This is a genomic window from Streptomyces sp. NPDC049541 (assembly GCF_044465725.1).
In the GTDB taxonomy this organism is placed as follows: Bacteria; Actinomycetota; Actinomycetes; order Streptomycetales; family Streptomycetaceae; genus Streptomyces.
In genome coordinates this window covers 647,785-667,426 of the sequence record NZ_JBITLY010000004.1, presented here as the reverse complement: position 1 = coordinate 667,426, position 19,642 = coordinate 647,785, and the positions used below count along the sequence as shown (strand labels likewise).

The window sequence follows — 19,642 nt, the reverse complement described above, 5'->3', positions numbered from 1 at the left end:
GCCCTTGTTCTTCCGATGCCGGCTGACCTTCGCGTGACAGGCGCAGAGAGAGCGGGTGTGGGCTTGTTGAACGGCTCGCCCCACGAAAGCGAGACGGGGCCGGGGAGCACCTCCCGACCCCGCCCGTCCGCACGATTTCGGCGAACGTTCACTGCAGCGCCCCGCAAGGGGAGCGGGGCTGCATCGACATGCGGCTCCGCCGTGGGGCGCGACAAGCCACGACGAACCCCGCAGCCCGAAAACAACAACTCCCCCAACGGCGCTACCGCGCCACCTTGCGAGTCGCCCGCAGCCACTCCTTGTTCATGCTCGTGATGGACACCAGCGGAATGCCCTTCGGGCAGGCGGTGGCGCACTCCCCGGTCAGCGTGCAGCCGCCGAAGCCCTCCTGGTCCATCTGCGCCACCATGTCCAGCACCCGCGTCTCACGCTCGGGCGCGCCCTGCGGCAGCACGTTCAGATGGTTGATCTTGGCGGAGGTGAACAGCATCGCCGCCCCGTTGGGGCAGGCCGCCACGCACGCCCCGCAGCCGATGCACTCGGCGTGCTCGAAGGCGAAGTCGGCGTCCGGCTTGGGTACGGGGGTGGCGTGGGCCTCGGGTGCGGAGCCGGTCGGGGCGGTGATGTAGCCGCCGGACTGGATGATCCGGTCGAACGCCGACCGGTCCACCACCAGGTCCTTGATCACCGGGAAGGCGGAGGCCCGCCAGGGCTCGATGTCGATCGTGTCGCCGTCCTGGAAGGACCGCATGTGCAACTGGCAGGTGGTGGTGCGCTCCGGGCCGTGCGCATCGCCGTTGATGACGAGCGAACACGCACCGCAGATGCCCTCGCGGCAGTCGTGGTCGAAGGCGACCGGGTCCTCGCCCTTGAGGATGAGCTCCTCGTTGAGGGTGTCGAGCATCTCCAGGAAGGACATGTCGGAGGAGATGCCGTCCACCTCGTATGTGGACATGGCGCCTTCGGCGTCGGCGTTCTGCTGCCGCCAGACGCGCAGGGTGAGCTTCATGCGTAGCTCCGCTGAGTGGGGTGGACGTACTCGAAGACCAGGTCTTCCTTGTGCAGGGTCGGGGCCTCGCCGGTGCCGGTGAACTCCCAGGCGGCCGCGTAGGCGAACTCGTCGTCCTTGCGGGCGGCTTCACCGTCCGGGGTCTGGGACTCCTCGCGGAAGTGGCCGCCGCAGGACTCCGCCCGGTGCAGTGCGTCCAGGCACATCAGCTCGGCGAGCTCGAGGTAGTCGACGATGCGGTTGGCCTTCTCCAGCGACTGGTTGAACTCCTCGCCGGTGCCGGGCACCTTGATGCGCCGCCAGAACTCCTCACGGATCTGCGGGATGCGCTCCAGCGCCTTGCGCAGACCGGAGTCCGTACGGGCCATGCCGCAGAACTCCCACATGAGTTCGCCGACTTCGCGGTGGAAGGAGTCGGGGGTGCGGTCGCCGTCCACGGACAGCAGGAGGTTGAGGCGGTCCTGGGTCTCCGCCAGCACCTCCTGGACCACCGGGTGCTGGACGGTGACCGGTTCGTGGTGCGGGTTGCGGGCGAGGTAGTCGTTGATGGTCGCCGGCAGCACGAAGTAGCCGTCGGCCAGGCCCTGCATCAGGGCGGAGGCGCCGAGGCGGTTCGCGCCGTGGTCGGAGAAGTTGGCCTCGCCGATCGCGAACAGGCCCGGGACGGTGGTCTGCAGGTCGTAGTCGACCCACAGTCCGCCCATCGTGTAGTGCACGGCGGGGTAGATCCGCATCGGGACGGTGTACGGGTCCTCGGCGGTGATCCGCGCGTACATGTCGAAGAGGTTGCCGTACTTCTCCTCGACCGCCTTGCGCCCCATCCGCTTGATGGCGTCGGCGAAGTCCAGATAGACGCCCTGCCCGCCGGGGCCCACTCCCCTGCCCTCGTCGCAGACGTTCTTCGCGGCGCGGGAGGCGATGTCGCGCGGGACCAGGTTGCCGAAGGAGGGGTAGATGCGCTCCAGGTAGTAGTCGCGCTCGTCCTCGGGGATCTCGTTCGGCGGCCGGTCGTCGCCCTTGGCCCTGGGCACCCAGATCCGGCCGTCGTTGCGCAGCGACTCGCTCATCAGGGTGAGCTTGGACTGGTGGTCGCCGGTGCGCGGGATGCAGGTCGGATGGATCTGGGTGAAGCAGGGGTTGGCGAAGTAGGCGCCGCGCCGGTGGGCCCGCCAGATGGCGGTGGCGTTGGAGTTCATGGCGTTCGTCGACAGATAGAAGACGTTGCCGTAGCCGCCGCTCGCCAGGACGACGGCGTCCGCGAAGTACGTGTCGATGCGGCCCGTGATCAGGTCCCGCGCCACGATGCCGCGCGCCTTCCCGTCGATGACGATCAGGTCGAGCATCTCGGTACGCGGGTGCATCTCGATGTTGCCCGCGGCGATCTGCCGGCTCAGCGCCTGGTACGCGCCGAGCAGCAGCTGCTGGCCCGTCTGTCCACGGGCGTAGAAGGTCCGCGAGACCTGTACGCCGCCGAAGGAGCGGGTGTCGAGCAGGCCGCCGTACTCACGGGCGAAGGGCACGCCCTGGGCCACGCACTGGTCGATGATCTCCACCGAGATCTGCGCGAGCCGGTGCACGTTCGACTCCCGGGCGCGGAAGTCGCCGCCCTTGACGGTGTCGTAGAACAGGCGGTGGATGGAGTCGCCGTCGTTGCGGTAGTTCTTGGCGGCGTTGATGCCGCCCTGCGCGGCGATGGAGTGGGCGCGGCGCGGGGAGTCCTGATAGCAGAACTGGACGACGTGGTAGCCCTGTTCGGCGAGGGTGGCGCCGGCGGAGCCGCCCGCGAGACCGGTGCCCACCACGATCACCGTGTGCTTGCGCCGGTTGGCCGGGTTGACCAGCTTGGCCTCGAAACGGCGCTTGTCCCAGCGCTCGTTGATCGGTCCGGCGGGCGCCTTGGAGTCGACGACCGGCTCACCCGTCGTGTAATCCACGTACTCAGCGGTCATGTTCAGCTCACCACTCCGGTCATGACGCCCACGGGTACGGCGATGAAACCGGCCGTGAGCAGCAGTGCGAGGACGTTGGCGACGGTCTTCAGCGCGCGGTCGCGGCTGCGGCTGCCGACGCCGAGGGTCTGGGCGGCGCTCCAGAAGCCGTGCCGGATGTGCAGGCCGAGGGCGAGCATCGCGACGATGTAGATGACGTTGCCGTACCAGGTGGAGAAGGTGTCCACGACGTTCTGGTACGGGTGGCCCTCCTGGAAGCCGCCCGAGTGCACGGTGCCGGTGGTCAGGTCCAGGATGTGCCACACGATGAACAGGCCGAGGATGATCCCGCCCCACCGCATGGTCCGCGTCGCATAGCTCGCTTTGGCCCTCTTGTGGACGTACTTGCTGGGCCGTGCCTTGATGTCGCGGCGGCTGAGCTGGTACGCGGAGACGGCGTGTGCGACGACGGCGACGATCAGCACGACGCGGACCAGCCACAGCGTCCACTCGTAGTGCATGAACGGCTCGCCCACGGTGCGCAGCCAGTGCGCGTAGTGGTTGAACTCGCCGGCGCCGAAGAAGATCTTCAGGTTGCCGATCACATGGGCGACCAGGTACAGCAGCATGATCATGCCGCTGACGGCCATCACCGTCTTCTTGCCGACGGAGCTGTCCCACACCGTGCGCGCCATCGACGGCCGTCGGTCCGTCCGCGTTGCCAGAGCCATGACTCAAGACGCTAGAGCCGAAGGTCCCGATCGGTCCAAGACATGGTCCGGCTTGATTCCATAGGAAGCGGCTATCGTACGAGGATGCAGTTCCAGCAGCTCCAGTACTTCGTGGCCGTCGCCGAGACGCGGCACTTCACCCGGGCCGCGGACCTGGTCCATGTCGCGCAGCCCTCCCTGTCCCAGCAGATCAAGGCACTGGAGCGGGAGCTCGGGGCGGATCTGTTCCTGCGGGCGCGCGGCAACATCACGCTCACCGACGCGGGCGAGGCGCTGCTGCCGCTGGCCCGCCGCATCCTCGCCGACGCGGACACGGCCCGGCACGAGGTGCAGGAACTGGTGCAGCTGCGCAGCGGCCGGGTGCGGCTGGGCGCGACCCCGAGCCTGTGCACGGGTCTGCTGCCCGACGTCCTGCGCGCCTTCCACGACCGCTATCCCGGCATCCGGCTGCTGATCGAGGAAGGCGGCTCCCACGATCTCGTACGGGAACTGGCCCGCGGCGCCCTGGACTTGGCGCTGGTCGTGCTGCCGCTGCCGTCCCCCTCCCCCGCGCTGACGACGGTGGAGCTGCTGCGCGAGGACCTGGTGGTGGTCTCGTCCCCGGAGTCGCCCCCACCCGCCGGACCGGGCCGGCGCACGGTCCGCATCGCCGACCTGGAGAGCGAACCCCTGGTGATGTTCCGGCACGGCTACGACCTGCGCGAACTGACCGTGGCCGCCTGCCGCGCCGAGGGCTTCGAGCCGGACTTCGCGGTGGAGGGCGGTGAGATGGACGCGGTGCTGGGCTTCGTCCGCGCGGGGCTCGGCGTGGCCGTCGTCCCCCGCATGGTCGCGACACGCTCCGGCCGGGGCCTACGGGTCACTCCCCTGGCGCGCCCCGGCCTGCACCGTACGATCGCGCTGGCCCACCGCAGCGATGTGGCTCCGCCGCGGGCGGCTCGGGAGTTGCAGCGGATGCTGTTGGAGCGGTGAGCGGGCGTATCGCAGGGCGATGTTGCTTTCGGAGAGGGAGTGGACGAGTGGTGCAGACGGCGTTCGACGAGTCCGAGCGGCGGGCCTGGGCGGGGCAGGCCGATGCCTATGCCGCGAGTTTCGCCAAGCTCTGCGCCTATCCGGTGCCCGGGCTCCTCGACGCTGCCGGGGTCGGGAAGGGTGTACGGGTCCTCGATGTGGGGACGGGCACGGGCACCGCCGCCGCAGCTGCATGTGAGCGGGGGGCGAAGGTGGCGGCGGTGGATGCCGAACCCGCCATGGTCGCCCGGGCCGCGCGGGCGGCTCCGGAAGCCGAGGTGCGGCTTGCTGCGCTGCCTGGCCTGCCGTTCGCCGACGACGAGTTCGATGCCGTGATCGGCAACTTCGTCCTCAACCACGTCGGACGGCCTCGGGAGGCCCTGACGGAGTTGCGACGGGTGACGCGGCCGGGCGGGCGGATAGCCGTCACCATCTGGGCGGTTCCCGCGGCGCCCGGGCAGGCCCTGCTCGGCAGGGCTGTCCAGGCCGCCGGAGTCACGCGCCCGGCTCATCTGCCGGCCCTCGCTCCCGAAGACGACTTCCTCCGTACCGAAGAGGGCTTCGCCGCGTTGCTCGGTGAGGCAGGTCTCGCGGACGTGGTCTGCGAGACCTTGACATGGGACCACCGGACGACACGTGAGGAGTGGTGGAGCGGACCCGCCGCGGGCGTGGCCACGATCGGCCGGCTCGTGACGAGCCAGACCGCGACGGTCGTAGCCGAGATCAGGAGCCACTTCGAGTCGTTGTCCGCGGAGTTCGCCGACCCGGGCGGTGCACTGGTGCTGCCTCACGCGGCCCTGATGGCGCGTGGCAAGGCTTGATGCCGCCGCCGAGTGCCCTCTGGGCCCGGTCCAGATCGCCGGCCGGCTGGGCATGTCCGCCTCGACCGTCCACGCGGTCCGGACCCGGTACCGGCCCCGGACGATGCCTCCACGGGCCAGACCAGCGCCCGCACTCCCCCGCGTGGCGTTCTTTGTGGTCGACCGGATCGAACGTCGACGTACGGCCACCGCGAAAACCGTGCTTCTCCGGGACGGTGCAGCGGATCCCCCGTCGGCGCAGGTGGGTGCGATTCGCACGGGAGCTGTAGGCCTTGTCGGTGCGGACCTTGTCCGGCCGGGTGCACGACGGGCAGGTCGGCGTCGGCCCGTCGCGCGGCATCCGCGTCAGCCCGTCGCGTCCACCAACGCCAGCTCGTGCAGCCGGTCCGGTGGGCCCGGGCGGGCGTAGTACCAGCCCTGGGCCGTGTCGCAGCCCAGTATCCGCAACTGCTCGGCCTGGGCGCCGGTTTCCACGCCCTCCACCGTGACCGCGAGGTCGAGGCTGTGTGCGAGCGACACGATCCCCTCGACGATCTTGAGGTCGACGGGGTCCGCCGGGAACTGCTGCATGCTCTGGGTGAAGGAGCGGTCCAGCTTGAGGATGCTGACCGGGAGGCGGCGCAGGTTCGCCAGGTTCGAGTACCCCGTGCCGAAGTCGTCGAGGGCGATGTCGACGCCCATCTCGGCGAGTCGGCGCAGCGGCTTGAGAAGGTCGTCGTCGGCGCCGATCAGCGCCGACTCGGTGACCTCCAGGCACAGCGCGTCCGGGTCGACGCCCGTGCGTTCCAGGATGTCGACGGTGTCCTGGACCAGGCCGGGGTGGCTGAGCTGGCACGGCGAGAGGTTGACGTTGATGCGCAGGGGGCCCGCGTCCTCGTAGCGTTCTCGCCATTCGCGGGCCTGGCGGACGGACTGTTCCAGGACCCAGCGGCCGAGCGGCACGATCAGGCCGGTGTGCTCGGCGAGCGGGATGAAGCGGTCCGGGCCGAGGATGCCGTGCTGCGGGTGCAGCCAGCGCACCAGGGCCTCGGCGCCGCGCACACTGCCGTCGCCGAGGTGGACCAGCGGCTGGTACTCGATGAAGAACTCGCCCCGGTCCAGGGCGGCCGGCAGCGCGGTGGTCAGGCTGTGCCGGGTGATGGCGCGGGCGTCGGCCTCCTCGTCGGCGAGCTCGAAGCGGTTGCCGCCCGCCGACTTGGCCCGGTACATGGTGATGTCGGCACTGCGCAGCACCTCCGCCGGGCTGCGCTCACCCGCCGGGCCCTCGACGATGCCGATGGAGCCGCGCACGGTCAGCTCGCGGCCGTCGATGCTGATCGGGGCGACGAGGGCGTTCATGATGCGGGCGGCGAGCTCGTCGACCTCGCGTTCGGTGTCGGTGCCGGTGGTCAGCGCCACGAACTCGTCGCCGCCGAGCCGGGCGACCATCTCGCCGGGTGCGGTCGCACATGCCTGCAGCCGGTCGGCGACCTCGACGAGCAGCCGGTCGCCGGCCGCGTGGCCGAGGCTGTCGTTGATGGTCTTGAAGCCGTCCAGGTCGAGGTAGCACAGGCCGTAGCGCTGGCCCCGGCCGGCGCCCAGCGCCTTCTCCAGGCGTTCGAAGAAGAAGGTGCGGTTGGGCAGGCCGGTCAGCGCGTCGTGCGTGGCCTCGTAGCGCAGCCGCAGGTTGAGCAGCCGCCGCTCGGTGGTGTCCTCCATGAGGGCGAGCTGGTACTGCGGGTTGCCGTCCGCGTCGCGCAGCAGGGACACCGTCAGGTTGGTCCACAGGACGGTTCCGTCAGGGCGGTAGAAGGCCTTTTCGACGTGGTAGTGCTCGCGCTCGCCGCGGACCAGCTCGTCGTAGAGTTTCCAGGTCTGTGGCGCGTCCTCGGGGTGGGTCCACTCCTGGACCCTGCGGCCGCGCGCCATGGCGTCCGTGATGCCGAACATGCGCAGCAGTGCGCCGTTGACCTGGAGGATGTGGCCGTCCAGGTCGGCGATGCCGATTCCTATGGCCGCGCCCTCGAACCACCGCGCGGAAGCGGGCCTCGGTGGCGTGCAGGGCCTGTGCGACGACGCCCTGCGCCTGGAGGGCGGCCGCGGAGATCGCCTCCTGCTCGGCCAGCGTCCGCTCGCGCAGCGCCGCGGCGAACCCCGCGGCCATGGCGTGCTGCAACCGTGAGGAACGTGCCCGCAGTTCTTCCCGGTCGCCGTCCTCGCCGCAGTAGAGCACCAGGTAGGCGTCCACGCAGTCCAGGGTGCGGGCCAGCGCGTCCGGGTCGGTGCAGTGCGCGGCGACCAGGGCGGCGCCGACCGCCCGGCCCGCCTCCGCGTCGAGGGTGCGGGTGTGCAGCGCCCGGCTCAGGCGACGGGCCAGCGGCAGGAGTTGCTCCTCGAACTCCGGCCTGGTCAGCGACGTCGAGGTCACCGGGAACACCGCCCGGCTCCAGATGGTCGCGAACCTGCGCAGTCTGTCCTGCTGCCCGTCCGGCTCCGCGGTCACGCCGTACGCCCCACGCCGGCGAACCCGGAGAAGGCATACGGATCCTCGTCCTCCGGCGCCTCCTGCGGCCGCCACAGCGGCGGCGCCACCAGTCCCGGTTCCACCATGTCGTACCCCTCGAAGAACCGCGCGATCTCCTCGCGCGAACGCATGATCAGCGGGTTGCGGATGTCCTTGTACACGTCCACCGCGCCCTCGGCCCGCTCCGCCGGCAGCGGAATGCCCTCGTACGAGGCGTGCGTGAGGACGAGCAGGCTGCCCGGCGCGAGCGCGTCGCGCAACTGGGCCACCGCCTCGTAAGGGTCGTCCGCGTCTTCCACGAAGTGCAGTATGGCAACGAGAAGCAGCGCCACTGGCCGGTTCAGGTCGATCAGGCGCTCCACTTCGGGGCTCGCGAGGATGTCCCGGGGCTTGCGGAGGTCGGCGGCGACGACTCCCGTGCCGTCGTTGCCCGCGAGTACCGCCTGGCTGTGCGCGACGGCCACCGGGTCGTGGTCGACGTAGACCACGCGCGCGCCGGGGTTCGCCGCCTGGGCCACCTCGTGGACGTTGCCGAAGGTGGGGATGCCGGATCCGATGTCCAGGAACTGGTCGATGCCCTCGCCGACCGCGAAGCGGACCGCGCGCCGCATGAACGCCCGGTTCGCCTGCATGATCTTCGGGAGTCCCGGCATGAACTGCATCGCCTTGCGGGCCGCCTCCCGGTCGACCTCGAAGTTGTGCGAACCGCCCAGGTAGTAGTCGTAGATCCGCGAGACACTGGGCACCGAGATGTCGATGCTCCGGGGGGCCCAGGCGGGACGCTCCATCTATCTCTCCAAGGCGTAGGCGATCCGGTGTTCGAGCTGAGGCTACTGATCGTCCGCCAACGGGGCGAGCCCAAACGGAAATTGACCGTCCGTTCCCGGTCACTGCCTGCGGCACTTGCCGCATTCGCCCGGAGCTGCGCCTTTCGGGGGCTGTCACATCAGCGGCTCCGCCGCGGCCCCCCCGACTCCCGGCGACAAACGCCAAAGGGTCCGCCCCCTCCGTGCGGTGCGGAGGGGGCGGACGGGGCCGAACGCGCTGTCCGGTGCAATCAACCCTGGGGAGGTGATGGCTACTTCTTCGGCGCGCCGACCGGCTTTCCGTCGGGCGACATGGCGTACCAGGTGCCGCCCACGCCCTGGCCGTTGGTGTCCCCGGGCTTGGTGTCGCCGGAGAAGGTGTACGCGGGCCAGCAGTCGACGGTCATCTGCTTGACGCCGTCGGGCCGGGTGAAGCCCATCAGGCCCTTCTTCTCGATGCCCTTGGTGTCGTCCTTGGAGACGATCCCGACCGCCGGCCACTTCTCCAGGCAGGAACCGGTGCAGTTCGAGATCGGCTTCGGCCAGGCCACGTCCTTCAGGAAGCGGTAGACCGTCATGCCGTTCTTGTCGACGACGATGTCACCGAGCTTGGGGTCCTTGCGCACGGACAGGCCGGGCAGGCTCGCCAGGGTGGCCTTCTTGCCGTCGGGGGCCAGCGCGAACCACTTGCCGCCCACACCCTGACCGGCGACGTCCCCGGCCTTGGTGTCCTTGGCATAGCGGTACGCCGGCCAGCCACCGATGGTCAGCTGCTTGGTGCCGTCGGCCCGGGTGACCTCGCCGAGCAAGGCCTTGTCGATGCCGGCGCCGGCGGCGGCGTCGTTCGCGGCGACCGGCGGCCAGGCCTTGGCGCAGTCGCCGTCACAGTTGGACTTGGGCGGCTCGGCGGTGTCCTCGTCGAAGCGGTACAGGGTCATCCCGTTGCCGTCCGTCAGCACCTTGCCGAGCTCGGCGTTCTGGGTGACGGCGAGCTTGCCCGCGGCCGAGGACTGGGCCCCGGAGTTCTGGCCGTCGGCGCCGTAGCCATTGCTGGGGCTGGCGCTCGCACCGGAACCGGCCGCGCCGACGCTGCCGTAACCGCCCGCCGGGGCGGTGGCACCCACGTTCTGGCTGCCCACCGACGAGGTTCCGCTTTCCTGACCGCACGCCGTCGTCAGCGCCAGTACAGCCGCAGCGCTTGCCACGAGTGAGGCGCTCCGCCAGGAGGTCTTCATCGTCAACTCCCCATTATCGCAAAGGTGTTGCAGCGCCCTGCTGCGTCGCCGCACGAGCATGGGTACGAATGGGACCCTCGGTTGTGTTCAACCGGCTCACAAATTTCTTTTTTGAACCTGGGGCGCCGGCGCGGTGGTTCGCACGGGCGTGCGGCTTTTTGTGCGCCGGGGTGCGCGGCGATCAAACCGCCGTGCGGGGATCATCCCCCGTTCGAGCCAATCGGGGCGCGATACGGCACGCCCCGGCGCACGAAGGCTCATGATCTTCGGCGTGTATGGACTCGAACCGACTCAACCTGCCTCCGCTGTACGGGCGTTGGTGCGTGGCGCTCCGCGGGACGGGGCTCGATCGGTCGCTGGTCGTCTGCGGCAGCGTCGTGGCTGTTCGCGCCCCGCGGCGGAGGCGCACATCGACACAGCCCCGCGCCGCTTTGGGGCGCGTCTGAGCTGTCTTGTTGCGCTGACCTGGATCCTGGTGGGGACGCCGGCGGGTGCGGCATCGGCCGATGCCTGTGCGTATGCCTCGGTCGGGCCGGACGGCATCCAGGCCGTGGCGGTCGCCGGAGACCTCGCCTGGCCGACTCCGCCGATCTGTCCCGTGCCCACGCCGACTCCGACGCCGACACCGACGCCCAGGCCCTCGCCGCCCGAACCGAAGCCGCCGCCTCCGGCGCCCGCCCCTCCACCGAAGCCGACACCCAAGCCGGAACCGAAGCCGGAACCGAAGCCGAAGCCGAAGCCGCCGTTGCCTTCCCTCCCGACTCCGAGGCCCGCGGCGCCACCCACGCGCGAAGCTCCCCCCGCCGCGCCACCCCCGGCGCCCGACCCGAAGCCGTCGGCCAAGCCCGCCCCCCGTCACTTCGTGGCTCCGGTGGCCTATCCGCGCTACCGGGCGCCGGCGCCCAAGCACGCGCCGCGCGGCGGCCCTTCACCCGTCACCTTTGTCCTGCTCATCACGGTTCCCGCCGTGATCGCCGTCGCCGCGCTGCGGCCGCGCTGATTCCAGGAGGAATCTCTTGTCGGAATGGCTTGTTCTCACCCTCGCGATGCTGGCCGCCTGCGCCGTGGTGATCATCGTCACCTTCGTACGGCACCGGGCCGCGCCCGAGGACGAGGACCCCAGCGAGACCCCGGACGTCATCGAGTACATGACGATGTGGATCGGCGTGGTGTACGCCATCGTCCTGGGCCTGGCCATCGCCGGGGTGTGGGAGGGGCGCAGCGCCGCCCAGGACCATGTGCAGTCGGAGGCGGTCGCGCTGCACGAGATCTCGGAGCGGGTGCGGGTCTATCCGACGGAGATCCGTGAGCGCATTCGTGACGATGTCAACGCCTATGTCGGACACGTCGTGCACACCGAGTGGAAGGTGATGGACGACGACGGGCACGTCACCCCGCGCGGCGACGAGCTCTTCGAGCGCATCCGCCAGGACGTCACCGACTACCAGCCGAAGTCCGACTTCGAGGCCCAGGCCTACCAGCCCCTCCTCGACCAGGTCACCGCGGCGGACCAGGCGCGCAGCGCCCGGGCCGACTCCATGGGGGCGACCATGCCGGGCGTGGTGTGGTTCGGGCTGCTCGCCGGGGCCGTGATCACCATCGGCATGGTCTTCGCGCTGCAGATCCGGCGCACCGTGCGCGAGCTGATCCTGGCGGGACTGTTCTCCGCCCTGATCGCGTTCCTGCTCTTCCTCATCTGGGACTTCGACGCGCCCTACACCCGGGGCATCACGGCGTCGGCGACACCCTTCCTCAACCTCTTCCCGCACCTCAGAGGCTGACGGGCGGGCCGTCACACGACGGGCCACCCGGGGACAGGGCGCCACGCCGCTGCCGTCCCCTGGGTGGCCCATATGTTTGCCCCATTCGCCCTACAGCGATCGCGCGATCGGACACCCGTTCCTAGCGTTTCGGTTATCGAGGTGCATTCAAGCCCCCCAGCGGAACGGGTCCGCAACTGCTCCTCGGGGACCGGAGGAACCACCATGCGCGCGATACGCATTGCTTCGGCCGCTCTGCTGGGCATCAGCACCCTCGCCCTCTCCGCACCCGCCGCCGTCGCACGGGACGACTGGCACGACATCACGCCGTTCGGCTTCAGCGTGCTGCCGTCCACCGCCGCGGCGGGCAGCGAGGTCAAGCTGCATGTGAACCGGGACGGCGACTGCAAGGGGCCTGCGAGGGTCACCTCGGTGGTGTTCGACACGGTCGTGATTCCGGTGGGACGGTCCTGGGCGACGGCGGTGGTGGACCGGGACGCGAAGCCGGGTGCGGTGTATCAGGTGACGTTCTCCTGCGACGGCGCGAGCGGATCCACGGATCTGACCATCGTGGGCGGCCGCCCGCACCACCCGACCCCGGTGCCGGTCGACCCGATTCCGATTCCGGCCCACCCCCATCGGGGTGTGCACGCCGGTGTGGGCGGCAGCATCGCCGGGTTCGACCTCAGGGAGATCGGCATGGGTCTCGCCCTCGTCACGGGCTCGATCGGCGCGGCGTACCACCTCTCGCGCCGCCGCAGCGGTGAGGAAGGTGTCTGACAAAGGGCCATCGCCCCGGCTCCTGTGGGGGAATCGGGGCGAGGGCCCTTCAACGTGCGGTCTCTACTACCACGGACTTGACGTGCGGTCCGCCTTCCGAGGCCGATGTGCGGTCTGCTCTCCGATGGGAGGAAGGTCAGATCCGCTTCTCGGACCTGCGGCGCAGCCAGAACGCTCCGCCGGCGAGGACGGCCGCGGCCACGAGCCCGCCGCCGATGGCCACGTCGGTCGGCGTCGCCCCGGTGGAGCTGCCGCCGCCGAACCCGCCCTGGACACCGCCGATGACGGTGAACGCGGCGGGGTTGGTCAGGGACTTGCCGCCACAGGTGACGGTGATGGGGTGCGTACCGTTTCTCGCGTCCCGGTTCACCGTCGCGGTGCCTCTCGCCGTGTTACTGCCAGCGACCGTCATCAGCGGCGTGCTCGGAAACGCGTCCGAGGTCGCGGTGGCTCCGCCCGGGCAGCCGTCGACGGTGATGGTCAACTGCCCGCCGCGGGCGATGACACTGGGCAGCGCGACGATGTTGCTGGGGTTGAAGTTCATGCCGTCCCGGGCGTCGGCCGCCGGTGTGGCGAGGCCGAGCACGGCGACCGCGGCGGCCGAGACCGCCAGGGCACGATGACTACTCATGTGATCCTCCGCGGAAGGCGCCCCGGGTCCCGTCCCCGGCAATGTCGGCGAGAAAGCGCCTCCCAGAAAGACAGTCAGATGCGCTGCACGCGCCCGCATTTCGGGGATGGTCCGTCCTGGTGAGAGGACACGCCGAGCAATAAGCAGATAATCACATATATCCGCAGGTCACGGACCGTCAGAAATTTCCTGCCCCCGGCAACTCGGATGGCGCACCCCTCTCGGGCGTGCCACCCGTTCGCATCCGCCCCGTCGCCGGTTTCGCACAGGCCATTTAGCTTTGCGTCATGCGCGATTGACGCGGCGACTGCCTCGTCGAGAGGGGAAACCAATGTCTGCGTCCGAACTGGCCGAACTGGCCGAAGAGGAGGAGCGACGGAAGAAGCGCGCCCCCTGGGGTGTCATAGCGCTTGTGCTGCTGACCGGCATCGCCCTCATTCGGAACGGTTCGGGGGAGTTCGACGTGGGTCCGCCGCAGCCCGCCACCGCGGCGGCGGCGGACACCCACGCCCCCGCCACCGTCGCCGCGGGCGCCGTCCAGCCGCTGCCGGCCTCCCCGCCCGACCGGGTCAGGATCCCCACGATCCGGGTCGACGCACCGGTGTTGCCGGTCGGTCTGGCCGCGGACGGCTGGGTCGGGGCACCTCCTCCCGAGGATCCGAACCTGGCCGGCTGGTTCACGGGTGCCGTCACCCCCGGCGAGAAGGGCACCGCGGTGGTGGTCGGCCACGTCGACAACAAACAGGGCCCCGCGGTGTTCTACAACCTCGGGGCGCTGAAGAAGGGAAATCGCGTCGAGATCGCCCGCAAGGACGGAAGGACGGCCGTGTTCGAGATCTACGGCATCGAGGTCTTCGCGAAGAACAACTTCCCCGGCGACCGCGTCTACGCCTCCAAGGGGGCCCCGGAATTGCGGGTCATCACCTGCGGCGGCGGTTTCTCCAAGAAGCACGGTTACGACGGGAACGTCGTCGTCTTCGCCCGCCTGGTCGAGGTCCGCTGAGCGTGCCCCGGCCGGGCGGGCGGATCCGGCTGGGGCCTGTCGTTCGGATCAGGTCGGCTGTAGCCGACGGCGCTTCCCGGCCGGCCCGAGCGGGCCATGGGGCCCCCACGCCCCCAAGGCAGCGGGAGAGGGCGTGCCAGGCCCCGGGGCGCCGGGCTGATCCAAACGCCAGAGCCTATGCGTGCCGCCGTCTCGGCACGGTGATGTGGTAGCCGGCATCCAGCAGGTCCGGCAGATAGTGGCGCAGGGCCCGGACGCTCTGCGAGCGGTCGCCCCCGGCGTCGTGCGAGAGCACCACGACACCGGGGGCCGCGCCCTCCTCGACCCGGTCGACGATCGTGCCGGTGCCGGGGGTGGTCCAGTCGAGGGTGTCGACCGTCCAGGCCAGGGGCTCCATGCCCATGTGGGCGCCGAGTTGGAAGGTCGCACGGTTCCAGGCGCCGTAGGGCGCGCGGAACCACAGGGGCCGCTCGCCGTAGGCGTTCTCGATGACGTCGCTGGTGCGTGCCATCTCGGAGCGGATCTCGGACCGGCTCAGACGGGTCAGCAGGGGGTGGCTCCAGGTGTGGTTGCCGACGATGTGTCCGTCGTCGGCCATACGGGTCAGCAGGTCCTGGTTGTCGACGGCCATCTCCCCGCACACGAAGAACATGGCGCGGACGTCGTACTCGGCCAGGGTGTCCAGGATGTCCGGGGTGTAGCGCGGGTCGGGCCCGTCGTCGAAGGTCAGCACCATGGTGCGACCGCGTCCGTACACGCGCAGGAACGGCTGGTGCCGCACCCGGGTCCTGCGCGGTGCCGGGCGCACCTGCTGGTATCCGGTCAGCGGCTGGAGGCGGTACTCGGACGGCTCGAGCGCATAGCTCTCCCGGGGCGCGGGATCGGGGCCGGGCGCGGGAGCGACGGGCCGAGCCGTCTCGCGCCCGCCCGATGCGAGCACCCCGGTGGCGCCGGCCGCGCCCAGAGCGGCGGCACCCGCGATCAACGCCCGGCGTCTCGTGAGCAACTGATCCTTCTTCATGACTCATCAGTCGCCCGAACCAGGACCGGCGGCCCCTCATGACACCGCACCGGCGGCAGGAAAGCACACGCCCGGCCCAAGCCGCCGTGCGTGTCCTGGACGGGTGCGGTAAGCGAAGCCCGCGCGGCCGAATTCGCTTTCCTCCTGCACCCGTCGCGGGTAGCGTCGGGTCCGTGCAGTGATCTCCCGCGGCGTCCCGGACGCCGCAGAGGCGAACCGGTCCGTCCTCGTGTCCGCGGCCGTCGGCTGTCGGCCGTGCCCGCTTCCGCTCGGAGAGATCACCGACATGCCTGCGCTTCCTCCTGCTTCCGGCGACACCCCCGAGGCCACCTTGGTGGCCTTCGTCGCCCGGGCCGCCGCCGATCCCGGAGTCCTCGGACTGGTCCTCAGCGGCTCCCAGGTGCACGACGGGATGCCGACCGTGCGCTCCGACCACGACCTGCACGTCGTGCTGAGCGACCGCGACGCCTCGCCGCTCAGCGAGCTCGACCGGTTCCGCTCGGCCCATCTGGACCTGGTGGTCCTCACACTCGCCGAGTTCCGCCGGCGCGGGCTGCCCGGCGACCCGGCCGCCTTCAGCCGGTACTCGTACGTCCACGCCCGGGTGCTCCTCGACCGGATGGACGGCGAGATCGCCGCCGTCCTCGACCGCAAGCGAACCCTGCACCCCGACGAGGCGCGCACCGCCGTGGCCGGCTTTCTCGACGCCTACGTCAACCAGACCTATCGCTCCCTGAAGAGCTACCGCGACGGCCGCGACGCGATGGGGCACCTGGATGCCGCCGAGAGCGTGCCGTACGCGCTGGAGGTGCTCTTCGCCCTGCACCGGCGGGTTCGGCCGTACAACAAGTACCTGCGGTGGGAGCTCGAGCGGCAGCCCCTCGGCGACGAACGGTGGAGCGCCGGGCGGCTGCTGCCGGTGCTGCGCCGCATCCTGGCCGACGGCGATCCGCACACCCAGCGGGCCTTGTTCGCCGACCTCGCACGGGCCGCGCGGGCCGCCGGGCACGGCGGGGTCCTCGACGCCTGGGGAGACGACCTGCGGCTGCTGCTCCCGCTGCGGGCCTGAGCGGTCAGCGGCGGCGCACCAGCGGGAAGGGCAGCGTCTCACGGATCGTCAGGCCGGTGAGGAACATGACCAGCCGGTCGACGCCGATGCCCAGGCCCCCGGTGGGCGGCATGGCGTATTCGAGGGCGTCGAGGAAGTCCTCGTCCAGTTCCATCGCCTCGGGGTCTCCGCCGGCGGCGAGCAGGGACTGGGCGGTGAGACGGCGACGCTGTTCGACCGGGTCGGTCAACTCCGAGTAGGCGGTGCCCAGTTCGGTGCCGAAGGCGACCAGGTCCCAGCGTTCGGCCAGCCGCGGGTCGCCGCGGTGCTGGCGGGTCAGCGGCGAGACGTCGGTCGGGAAGTCCTTGTAGAAGGTGGGCAGCCGGGTCTTCTCCTCCACGAGGCGCTCGTACATTTCGAGTACGACCTCGCCGCGGCCGTCGTCCGGCGTGTACGGCACGCCGGCGCGGTCGCACAGCCGGTGCAGCACGGGCAGCTCCGTGTCCGCGTCGACCTCCTCCCCCAGAGCCTCCCCGATCGCGCCGTAGACCGTCTTGACCGGCCATGCGCCCGAGATGTCGTACTCCTGGCCGTCCTTGCGGGCGATCGGCGCTCCGAAGGCGGCGGTGGCCGCGCCCTGGATCAGTTCGCGGGTGAGGTCGAGCATCACGTCGTAGTCGGCGAAGGCCTGGTAGGCCTCCAGCATCGTGAACTCGGGGTTGTGCTTGTAGGAGACGCCCTCGTTGCGGAAGGTGCGGCCCAGCTCGAAGACCTTCTCCAGGCCGCCGACGCACAGCCGCTTCAGGTACAGCTCGGGCGCGATGCGCAGGTAGAGATCGAGGTCGTAGGCGTTGATGTGGGTGGTGAAGGGGCGGGCGTTGGCGCCACCGTGGATCTGCTGCAGCATCGGGGTCTCGACCTCGAGGTAGCCGCGGCTCAACAGGCCCTGGCGCAGGGCCTGTACGGCGGTGGAGCGGGCGCGGATCACCTGGCGGGCGTCGGGGCTGGAGACCAGGTCGAGGTAGCGCATGCGGACCTTGGCCTCGGGGTCGGTGAGGCCGCGGTGCTTGTCGGGCAGCGGGCGCAGGCACTTGCCGATCAGCTGCCAGGAGGTGACGAAGACGGTCGGTTCGCCCTTGTCGCTCACGCCGGCCCGGCCGGTGGCGGTGATGTGGTCGCCGATGTCGGTGTCCGCGGTGAAGCGGTCGAGGGCGGGGCCGGAGTCCTCGCGGGTGAGGGCGAGTTGGTGGTCGCCGGACCAGTCGCGCAGGGTGACGAAGACGATGCCGCCGAAGTCGCGCACCAGCATGACGCGGCCGGCGACGGTGACCTGCTCGCCCTCGCGGACGTCGGCGAGGGCGTGGGTGCGCTGCGGGATGCCGACCGGGTAGGGGTCGATGCCCTCGGCGCCCAGCCGGTCGAGGGTGCGGTGCCGGATGCGGACCTGTTCGGGCAGGCCGGCATGGGGATCGCCGGGCCCGGCCTCGCCCCCTCCGTCGAGGCCGAGCGCCGACAGCGACGGCAGGCCCTCGGTGGTCGCGGGCCTGGACGCGCCCTTCGGGTGCCCCTTTCCCCAGAGTTTGCGCAAGGACGGTACCGAAACGAAACCTTCGGCTATGCCGGAGGCAAGCCCGATACGGGCGAGGGAGCCCGCGTCGCCGTAGCAGATGAAGCGCGGATACCACTCCGGCTGGTACTTGGCGTTGGAGCGGTACAGCGCCTCCAGCTGCCACCACCGGGAGAAGAACAGCAGCAGGCGGCGCCACAGGCGCAGCACCGGTCCGGCGCCGATACGGGCGCCCTCCTCGAAGGCCGAACGAAAGACCGCGAAGTTCAGCGAGATCCTGCGGATCCCCAGTTTCGGTGCCGTCTCGCACAGTTCGGCGACCATGAACTCCATGACGCCGTTGGGGGCGCTGCGGTCACGGCGCATCAGGTCGAGGGAGACGCCGTCGCGGCCCCAGGGCACGAAGGAGAGCAGCGCGAGGAGGCGGCCGTCCTCGCTGAGGGCTTCCACGAGGAGGCAGTCGCCGTCGGCCGGGTCGCCCAGGCGGTCCAGGGCCATGGAGAAGCCGCGCTCGGTCTCGGTGTCGCGCCAGGCGTCCGCCTTGTCGATCACCTCCTCCATCTCCTCGTCGGTGAGGGTGGCGTGGCGGCGGATGCGGCAGTGGGCGCCGGTGCGGCGCACGCGGTGCACGGCCTGCCGGGTGACGCGCATGTCGCGGCCGTCGAGGTCGAAGTCGGGCACGTGCAGGATCGCCTCGTCGCCGAGTTGGAGCGCGCCGAGGCCGGCGCGGGCGAAGGCCCTGGCGCCCTCCTCGGAGGCGCCCATCGCGGCGGGCGCCCAGGCGTGCCGGCGGGCCACGTCCAGCCAGGCGGCGATGGCGTGCGGCCAGGCCTCGCGGTCGCCGACGGGGTCGCCGCTGGCGAGGCAGACGCCGGCCTCGACGCGGTAGGTGACGGCGGCCTTGCCGCTGGGCGAGAAGACGACGGCCTTGTCGCGGCGGGTGGCGAAGTAGCCGAGGGAGTCCTGCTCGCCGTAGGCCTTCAGCAGGGCGCGGATACGGGGCTCCTCGTCGCCGTGCAGGGCGCCTTCCAGGCGCTGCGAACGGAACAGGGTGGCGGCGGCGTTGAGCAGGGCGAGCGCGCCGAACAGGCCGAGCAGGAAGAACAGGGCACGTGGCGGGCGGCCGTCGAAGGAACGGCTCGAGACCAGACCGCCGCAGACCCGGTTGGCGGCCCACAGCAGGTGCTGGCTCTCGGGCAGGGTGCCGGGGAAGAGGGCCACCAGGCCCCAGCCGACGAGGATGCCGACGGCGATCCCGGCGAGCAGCACCCCCAGGGCCCGGCGGAAGGCGGCGCGGCGGGAGGCGGCGTAGAAATCCTTGCGGGCGACGATCAGCACGGTCAGGGCGAGGCCGCAGACGACGAGGGACGGGACGGACTGGAGATACAGGCCCAGGGCCACGCCGAGGATGTCGTCCAGGGCCAGCAGGCCGAGGTAGACGACCACCAGCCACCAGGCGATCTTCTTGCGGGCGGCGATCGCGGCGGCGAGCAGGAAGAGGAAGACGGCGTAGGCGAGATTGGCGCTGACCGGGACGATGATCACGTCGAGGAAGCGGACCACCGGGCGCAGCAGGACGCGCAGCGGAGGGATGAGGGCCAGCAGGCCGCACAGCAGGCCGAGGGCGCCGAAGAAGGCCGCGAAGACCTCGGGCACCTTGCTCATCGGACCGCTGCCGGGCGGCCGTATCGGGCCCGGGGGGTCCCTGGGCGGGGAGGCCTCCGCTGTGGCACTCATGGTTCCGACTGTAGGAAGGGCTCGGCCGCCTCGCCCGTCGAGAGGCCCCGC

At 70.7% G+C, this 19,642-nt stretch carries 14 protein-coding genes and 1 pseudogene; 6 read left to right on the top strand and 9 right to left on the bottom strand.

Annotation, left to right across the window (positions count from 1 at the left end):
- Positions 1–262 precede the first annotated feature (262 nt).
- Genes ACIBW9_RS18880 through ACIBW9_RS18870 form a run of 3 tightly spaced genes read right to left on the bottom strand, consistent with a single transcriptional unit; the run spans position 263 to position 3,632 of the window.
- Entirely contained in the window at positions 263–1,009 is a 747-nt protein-coding gene (locus ACIBW9_RS18880; protein ID WP_398956329.1) for a succinate dehydrogenase/fumarate reductase iron-sulfur subunit, read from the bottom strand.
- A complete protein-coding gene (locus ACIBW9_RS18875) occupies positions 1,006–2,958 on the bottom strand; it encodes a fumarate reductase/succinate dehydrogenase flavoprotein subunit (protein ID WP_398956327.1) in 1,953 nt (650 codons plus the stop codon). The genes ACIBW9_RS18880 and ACIBW9_RS18875 overlap by 4 nt, the downstream gene beginning before the upstream one ends.
- Before the next feature lie 2 nt (positions 2,959–2,960).
- The gene (locus ACIBW9_RS18870; RefSeq protein WP_398956510.1) at positions 2,961–3,632 is read right to left on the bottom strand and encodes a succinate dehydrogenase; all 672 of its coding nucleotides are present in this window, start codon (positions 3,630–3,632) and stop codon (positions 2,961–2,963) included.
- 120 nt (positions 3,633–3,752) lie between these two features.
- Here ACIBW9_RS18870 and ACIBW9_RS18865 point away from each other — a divergent pair, with 120 nt between their 5' ends.
- Positions 3,753–4,640 (top strand): LysR family transcriptional regulator, encoded by an 888-nt coding sequence (locus ACIBW9_RS18865; protein WP_398956326.1) that lies wholly within the window; start codon positions 3,753–3,755, stop codon positions 4,638–4,640.
- 47 nt (positions 4,641–4,687) lie between these two features.
- Complete coding sequence (locus ACIBW9_RS18860) at positions 4,688–5,500, top strand: methyltransferase domain-containing protein (RefSeq protein ID WP_398956324.1); 813 nt, start codon at positions 4,688–4,690, stop codon at positions 5,498–5,500.
- A gap of 345 nt (positions 5,501–5,845) precedes the next feature.
- On the opposite strand, the pseudogene ACIBW9_RS18855 reads toward ACIBW9_RS18860, so the two are convergent.
- The 3 genes and pseudogenes from ACIBW9_RS18855 to ACIBW9_RS18845 form a co-directional block, all read right to left on the bottom strand.
- Positions 5,846–7,982: pseudogene (locus tag ACIBW9_RS18855) on the bottom strand (putative bifunctional diguanylate cyclase/phosphodiesterase).
- Positions 7,979–8,791 carry an SAM-dependent methyltransferase gene (locus ACIBW9_RS18850; RefSeq protein WP_398956323.1) on the bottom strand — a complete coding sequence of 271 codons (813 nt, stop codon included), beginning with the start codon at positions 8,789–8,791 and terminating at the stop codon, positions 7,979–7,981. Before ACIBW9_RS18850 ends, ACIBW9_RS18855 begins: the two are co-directional and overlap by 4 nt.
- A 290-nt stretch (positions 8,792–9,081) precedes the next feature.
- Complete coding sequence (locus tag ACIBW9_RS18845) at positions 9,082–10,044, bottom strand: SCO0930 family lipoprotein (protein ID WP_398956322.1); 963 nt, start codon at positions 10,042–10,044, stop codon at positions 9,082–9,084.
- A gap of 1,016 nt (positions 10,045–11,060) precedes the next feature.
- On the opposite strand from ACIBW9_RS18845, the gene ACIBW9_RS18840 reads away from it, so the two are divergent.
- Together ACIBW9_RS18840 and ACIBW9_RS18835 are read left to right on the top strand one after the other, a co-directional pair.
- Positions 11,061–11,825 carry a DUF4239 domain-containing protein gene (locus ACIBW9_RS18840; protein ID WP_398956320.1) on the top strand — a complete coding sequence of 255 codons (765 nt, stop codon included), beginning with the start codon at positions 11,061–11,063 and terminating at the stop codon, positions 11,823–11,825.
- A gap of 204 nt (positions 11,826–12,029) precedes the next feature.
- Positions 12,030–12,584 carry a hypothetical protein gene (locus ACIBW9_RS18835; protein ID WP_398956318.1) on the top strand — a complete coding sequence of 185 codons (555 nt, stop codon included), beginning with the start codon at positions 12,030–12,032 and terminating at the stop codon, positions 12,582–12,584.
- 136 nt (positions 12,585–12,720) lie between these two features.
- Here the strand turns inward: ACIBW9_RS18835 and ACIBW9_RS18830 are convergent, their stop codons facing one another.
- Positions 12,721–13,215: a hypothetical protein gene (locus ACIBW9_RS18830; RefSeq protein WP_398956316.1), complete on the bottom strand. Its 495-nt coding sequence runs from the start codon at positions 13,213–13,215 to the stop codon at positions 12,721–12,723.
- Positions 13,216–13,546: 331 nt separating this feature from the next.
- Here ACIBW9_RS18830 and ACIBW9_RS18825 point away from each other — a divergent pair, with 331 nt between their 5' ends.
- The gene (locus tag ACIBW9_RS18825; RefSeq protein WP_398956314.1) at positions 13,547–14,218 is read left to right on the top strand and encodes a class F sortase; all 672 of its coding nucleotides are present in this window, start codon (positions 13,547–13,549) and stop codon (positions 14,216–14,218) included.
- Between the two features lie 175 nt (positions 14,219–14,393).
- On the opposite strand, the gene ACIBW9_RS18820 is transcribed toward ACIBW9_RS18825, so the two are convergent.
- Entirely contained in the window at positions 14,394–15,239 is an 846-nt protein-coding gene (locus tag ACIBW9_RS18820) for a polysaccharide deacetylase family protein (RefSeq protein ID WP_398956312.1), read from the bottom strand.
- A gap of 286 nt (positions 15,240–15,525) precedes the next feature.
- Between ACIBW9_RS18820 and ACIBW9_RS18815 the strand changes: the two genes are divergently transcribed.
- On the top strand, positions 15,526–16,308 hold the full coding sequence (locus ACIBW9_RS18815) for a hypothetical protein (protein ID WP_398956310.1): 783 nt from the start codon (positions 15,526–15,528) through the stop codon (positions 16,306–16,308).
- A 4-nt stretch (positions 16,309–16,312) separates the two neighbouring features.
- On the opposite strand, the gene lysX is transcribed toward ACIBW9_RS18815, so the two are convergent.
- Positions 16,313–19,591, bottom strand: coding sequence for a bifunctional lysylphosphatidylglycerol synthetase/lysine--tRNA ligase LysX (gene lysX, locus ACIBW9_RS18810; protein WP_398956308.1), 3,279 nt, complete (start codon positions 19,589–19,591; stop codon positions 16,313–16,315).
- Positions 19,592–19,642 lie beyond the last annotated feature (51 nt).

Bases quoted from the DNA above. Each gene is read 5' to 3' on its own strand.
- ACIBW9_RS18815 (WP_398956310.1), top strand. From the start codon at position 15,526: ATGCCTGCGCTTCCTCCTGCTTCCGGCGACACCCCCGAGGCCACCTTG.
- ACIBW9_RS18865 (WP_398956326.1), top strand. From the start codon at position 3,753: ATGCAGTTCCAGCAGCTCCAGTACTTCGTGGCCGTCGCCGAGACGCGG.
- ACIBW9_RS18835 (WP_398956318.1), top strand. From the start codon at position 12,030: ATGCGCGCGATACGCATTGCTTCGGCCGCTCTGCTGGGCATCAGCACC.
- ACIBW9_RS18820 (WP_398956312.1), bottom strand. From the start codon at position 15,239: ATGAAGAAGGATCAGTTGCTCACGAGACGCCGGGCGTTGATCGCGGGT.
- ACIBW9_RS18830 (WP_398956316.1), bottom strand. From the start codon at position 13,215: ATGAGTAGTCATCGTGCCCTGGCGGTCTCGGCCGCCGCGGTCGCCGTG.
- ACIBW9_RS18850 (WP_398956323.1), bottom strand. From the start codon at position 8,791: ATGGAGCGTCCCGCCTGGGCCCCCCGGAGCATCGACATCTCGGTGCCC.
- ACIBW9_RS18875 (WP_398956327.1), bottom strand. From the start codon at position 2,958: ATGACCGCTGAGTACGTGGATTACACGACGGGTGAGCCGGTCGTCGAC.
- lysX (WP_398956308.1), bottom strand. From the start codon at position 19,591: ATGAGTGCCACAGCGGAGGCCTCCCCGCCCAGGGACCCCCCGGGCCCG.
- ACIBW9_RS18870 (WP_398956510.1), bottom strand. From the start codon at position 3,632: ATGGCGCGCACGGTGTGGGACAGCTCCGTCGGCAAGAAGACGGTGATG.
- ACIBW9_RS18825 (WP_398956314.1), top strand. From the start codon at position 13,547: ATGTCTGCGTCCGAACTGGCCGAACTGGCCGAAGAGGAGGAGCGACGG.
- ACIBW9_RS18845 (WP_398956322.1), bottom strand. From the start codon at position 10,044: ATGAAGACCTCCTGGCGGAGCGCCTCACTCGTGGCAAGCGCTGCGGCT.
- ACIBW9_RS18880 (WP_398956329.1), bottom strand. From the start codon at position 1,009: ATGAAGCTCACCCTGCGCGTCTGGCGGCAGCAGAACGCCGACGCCGAA.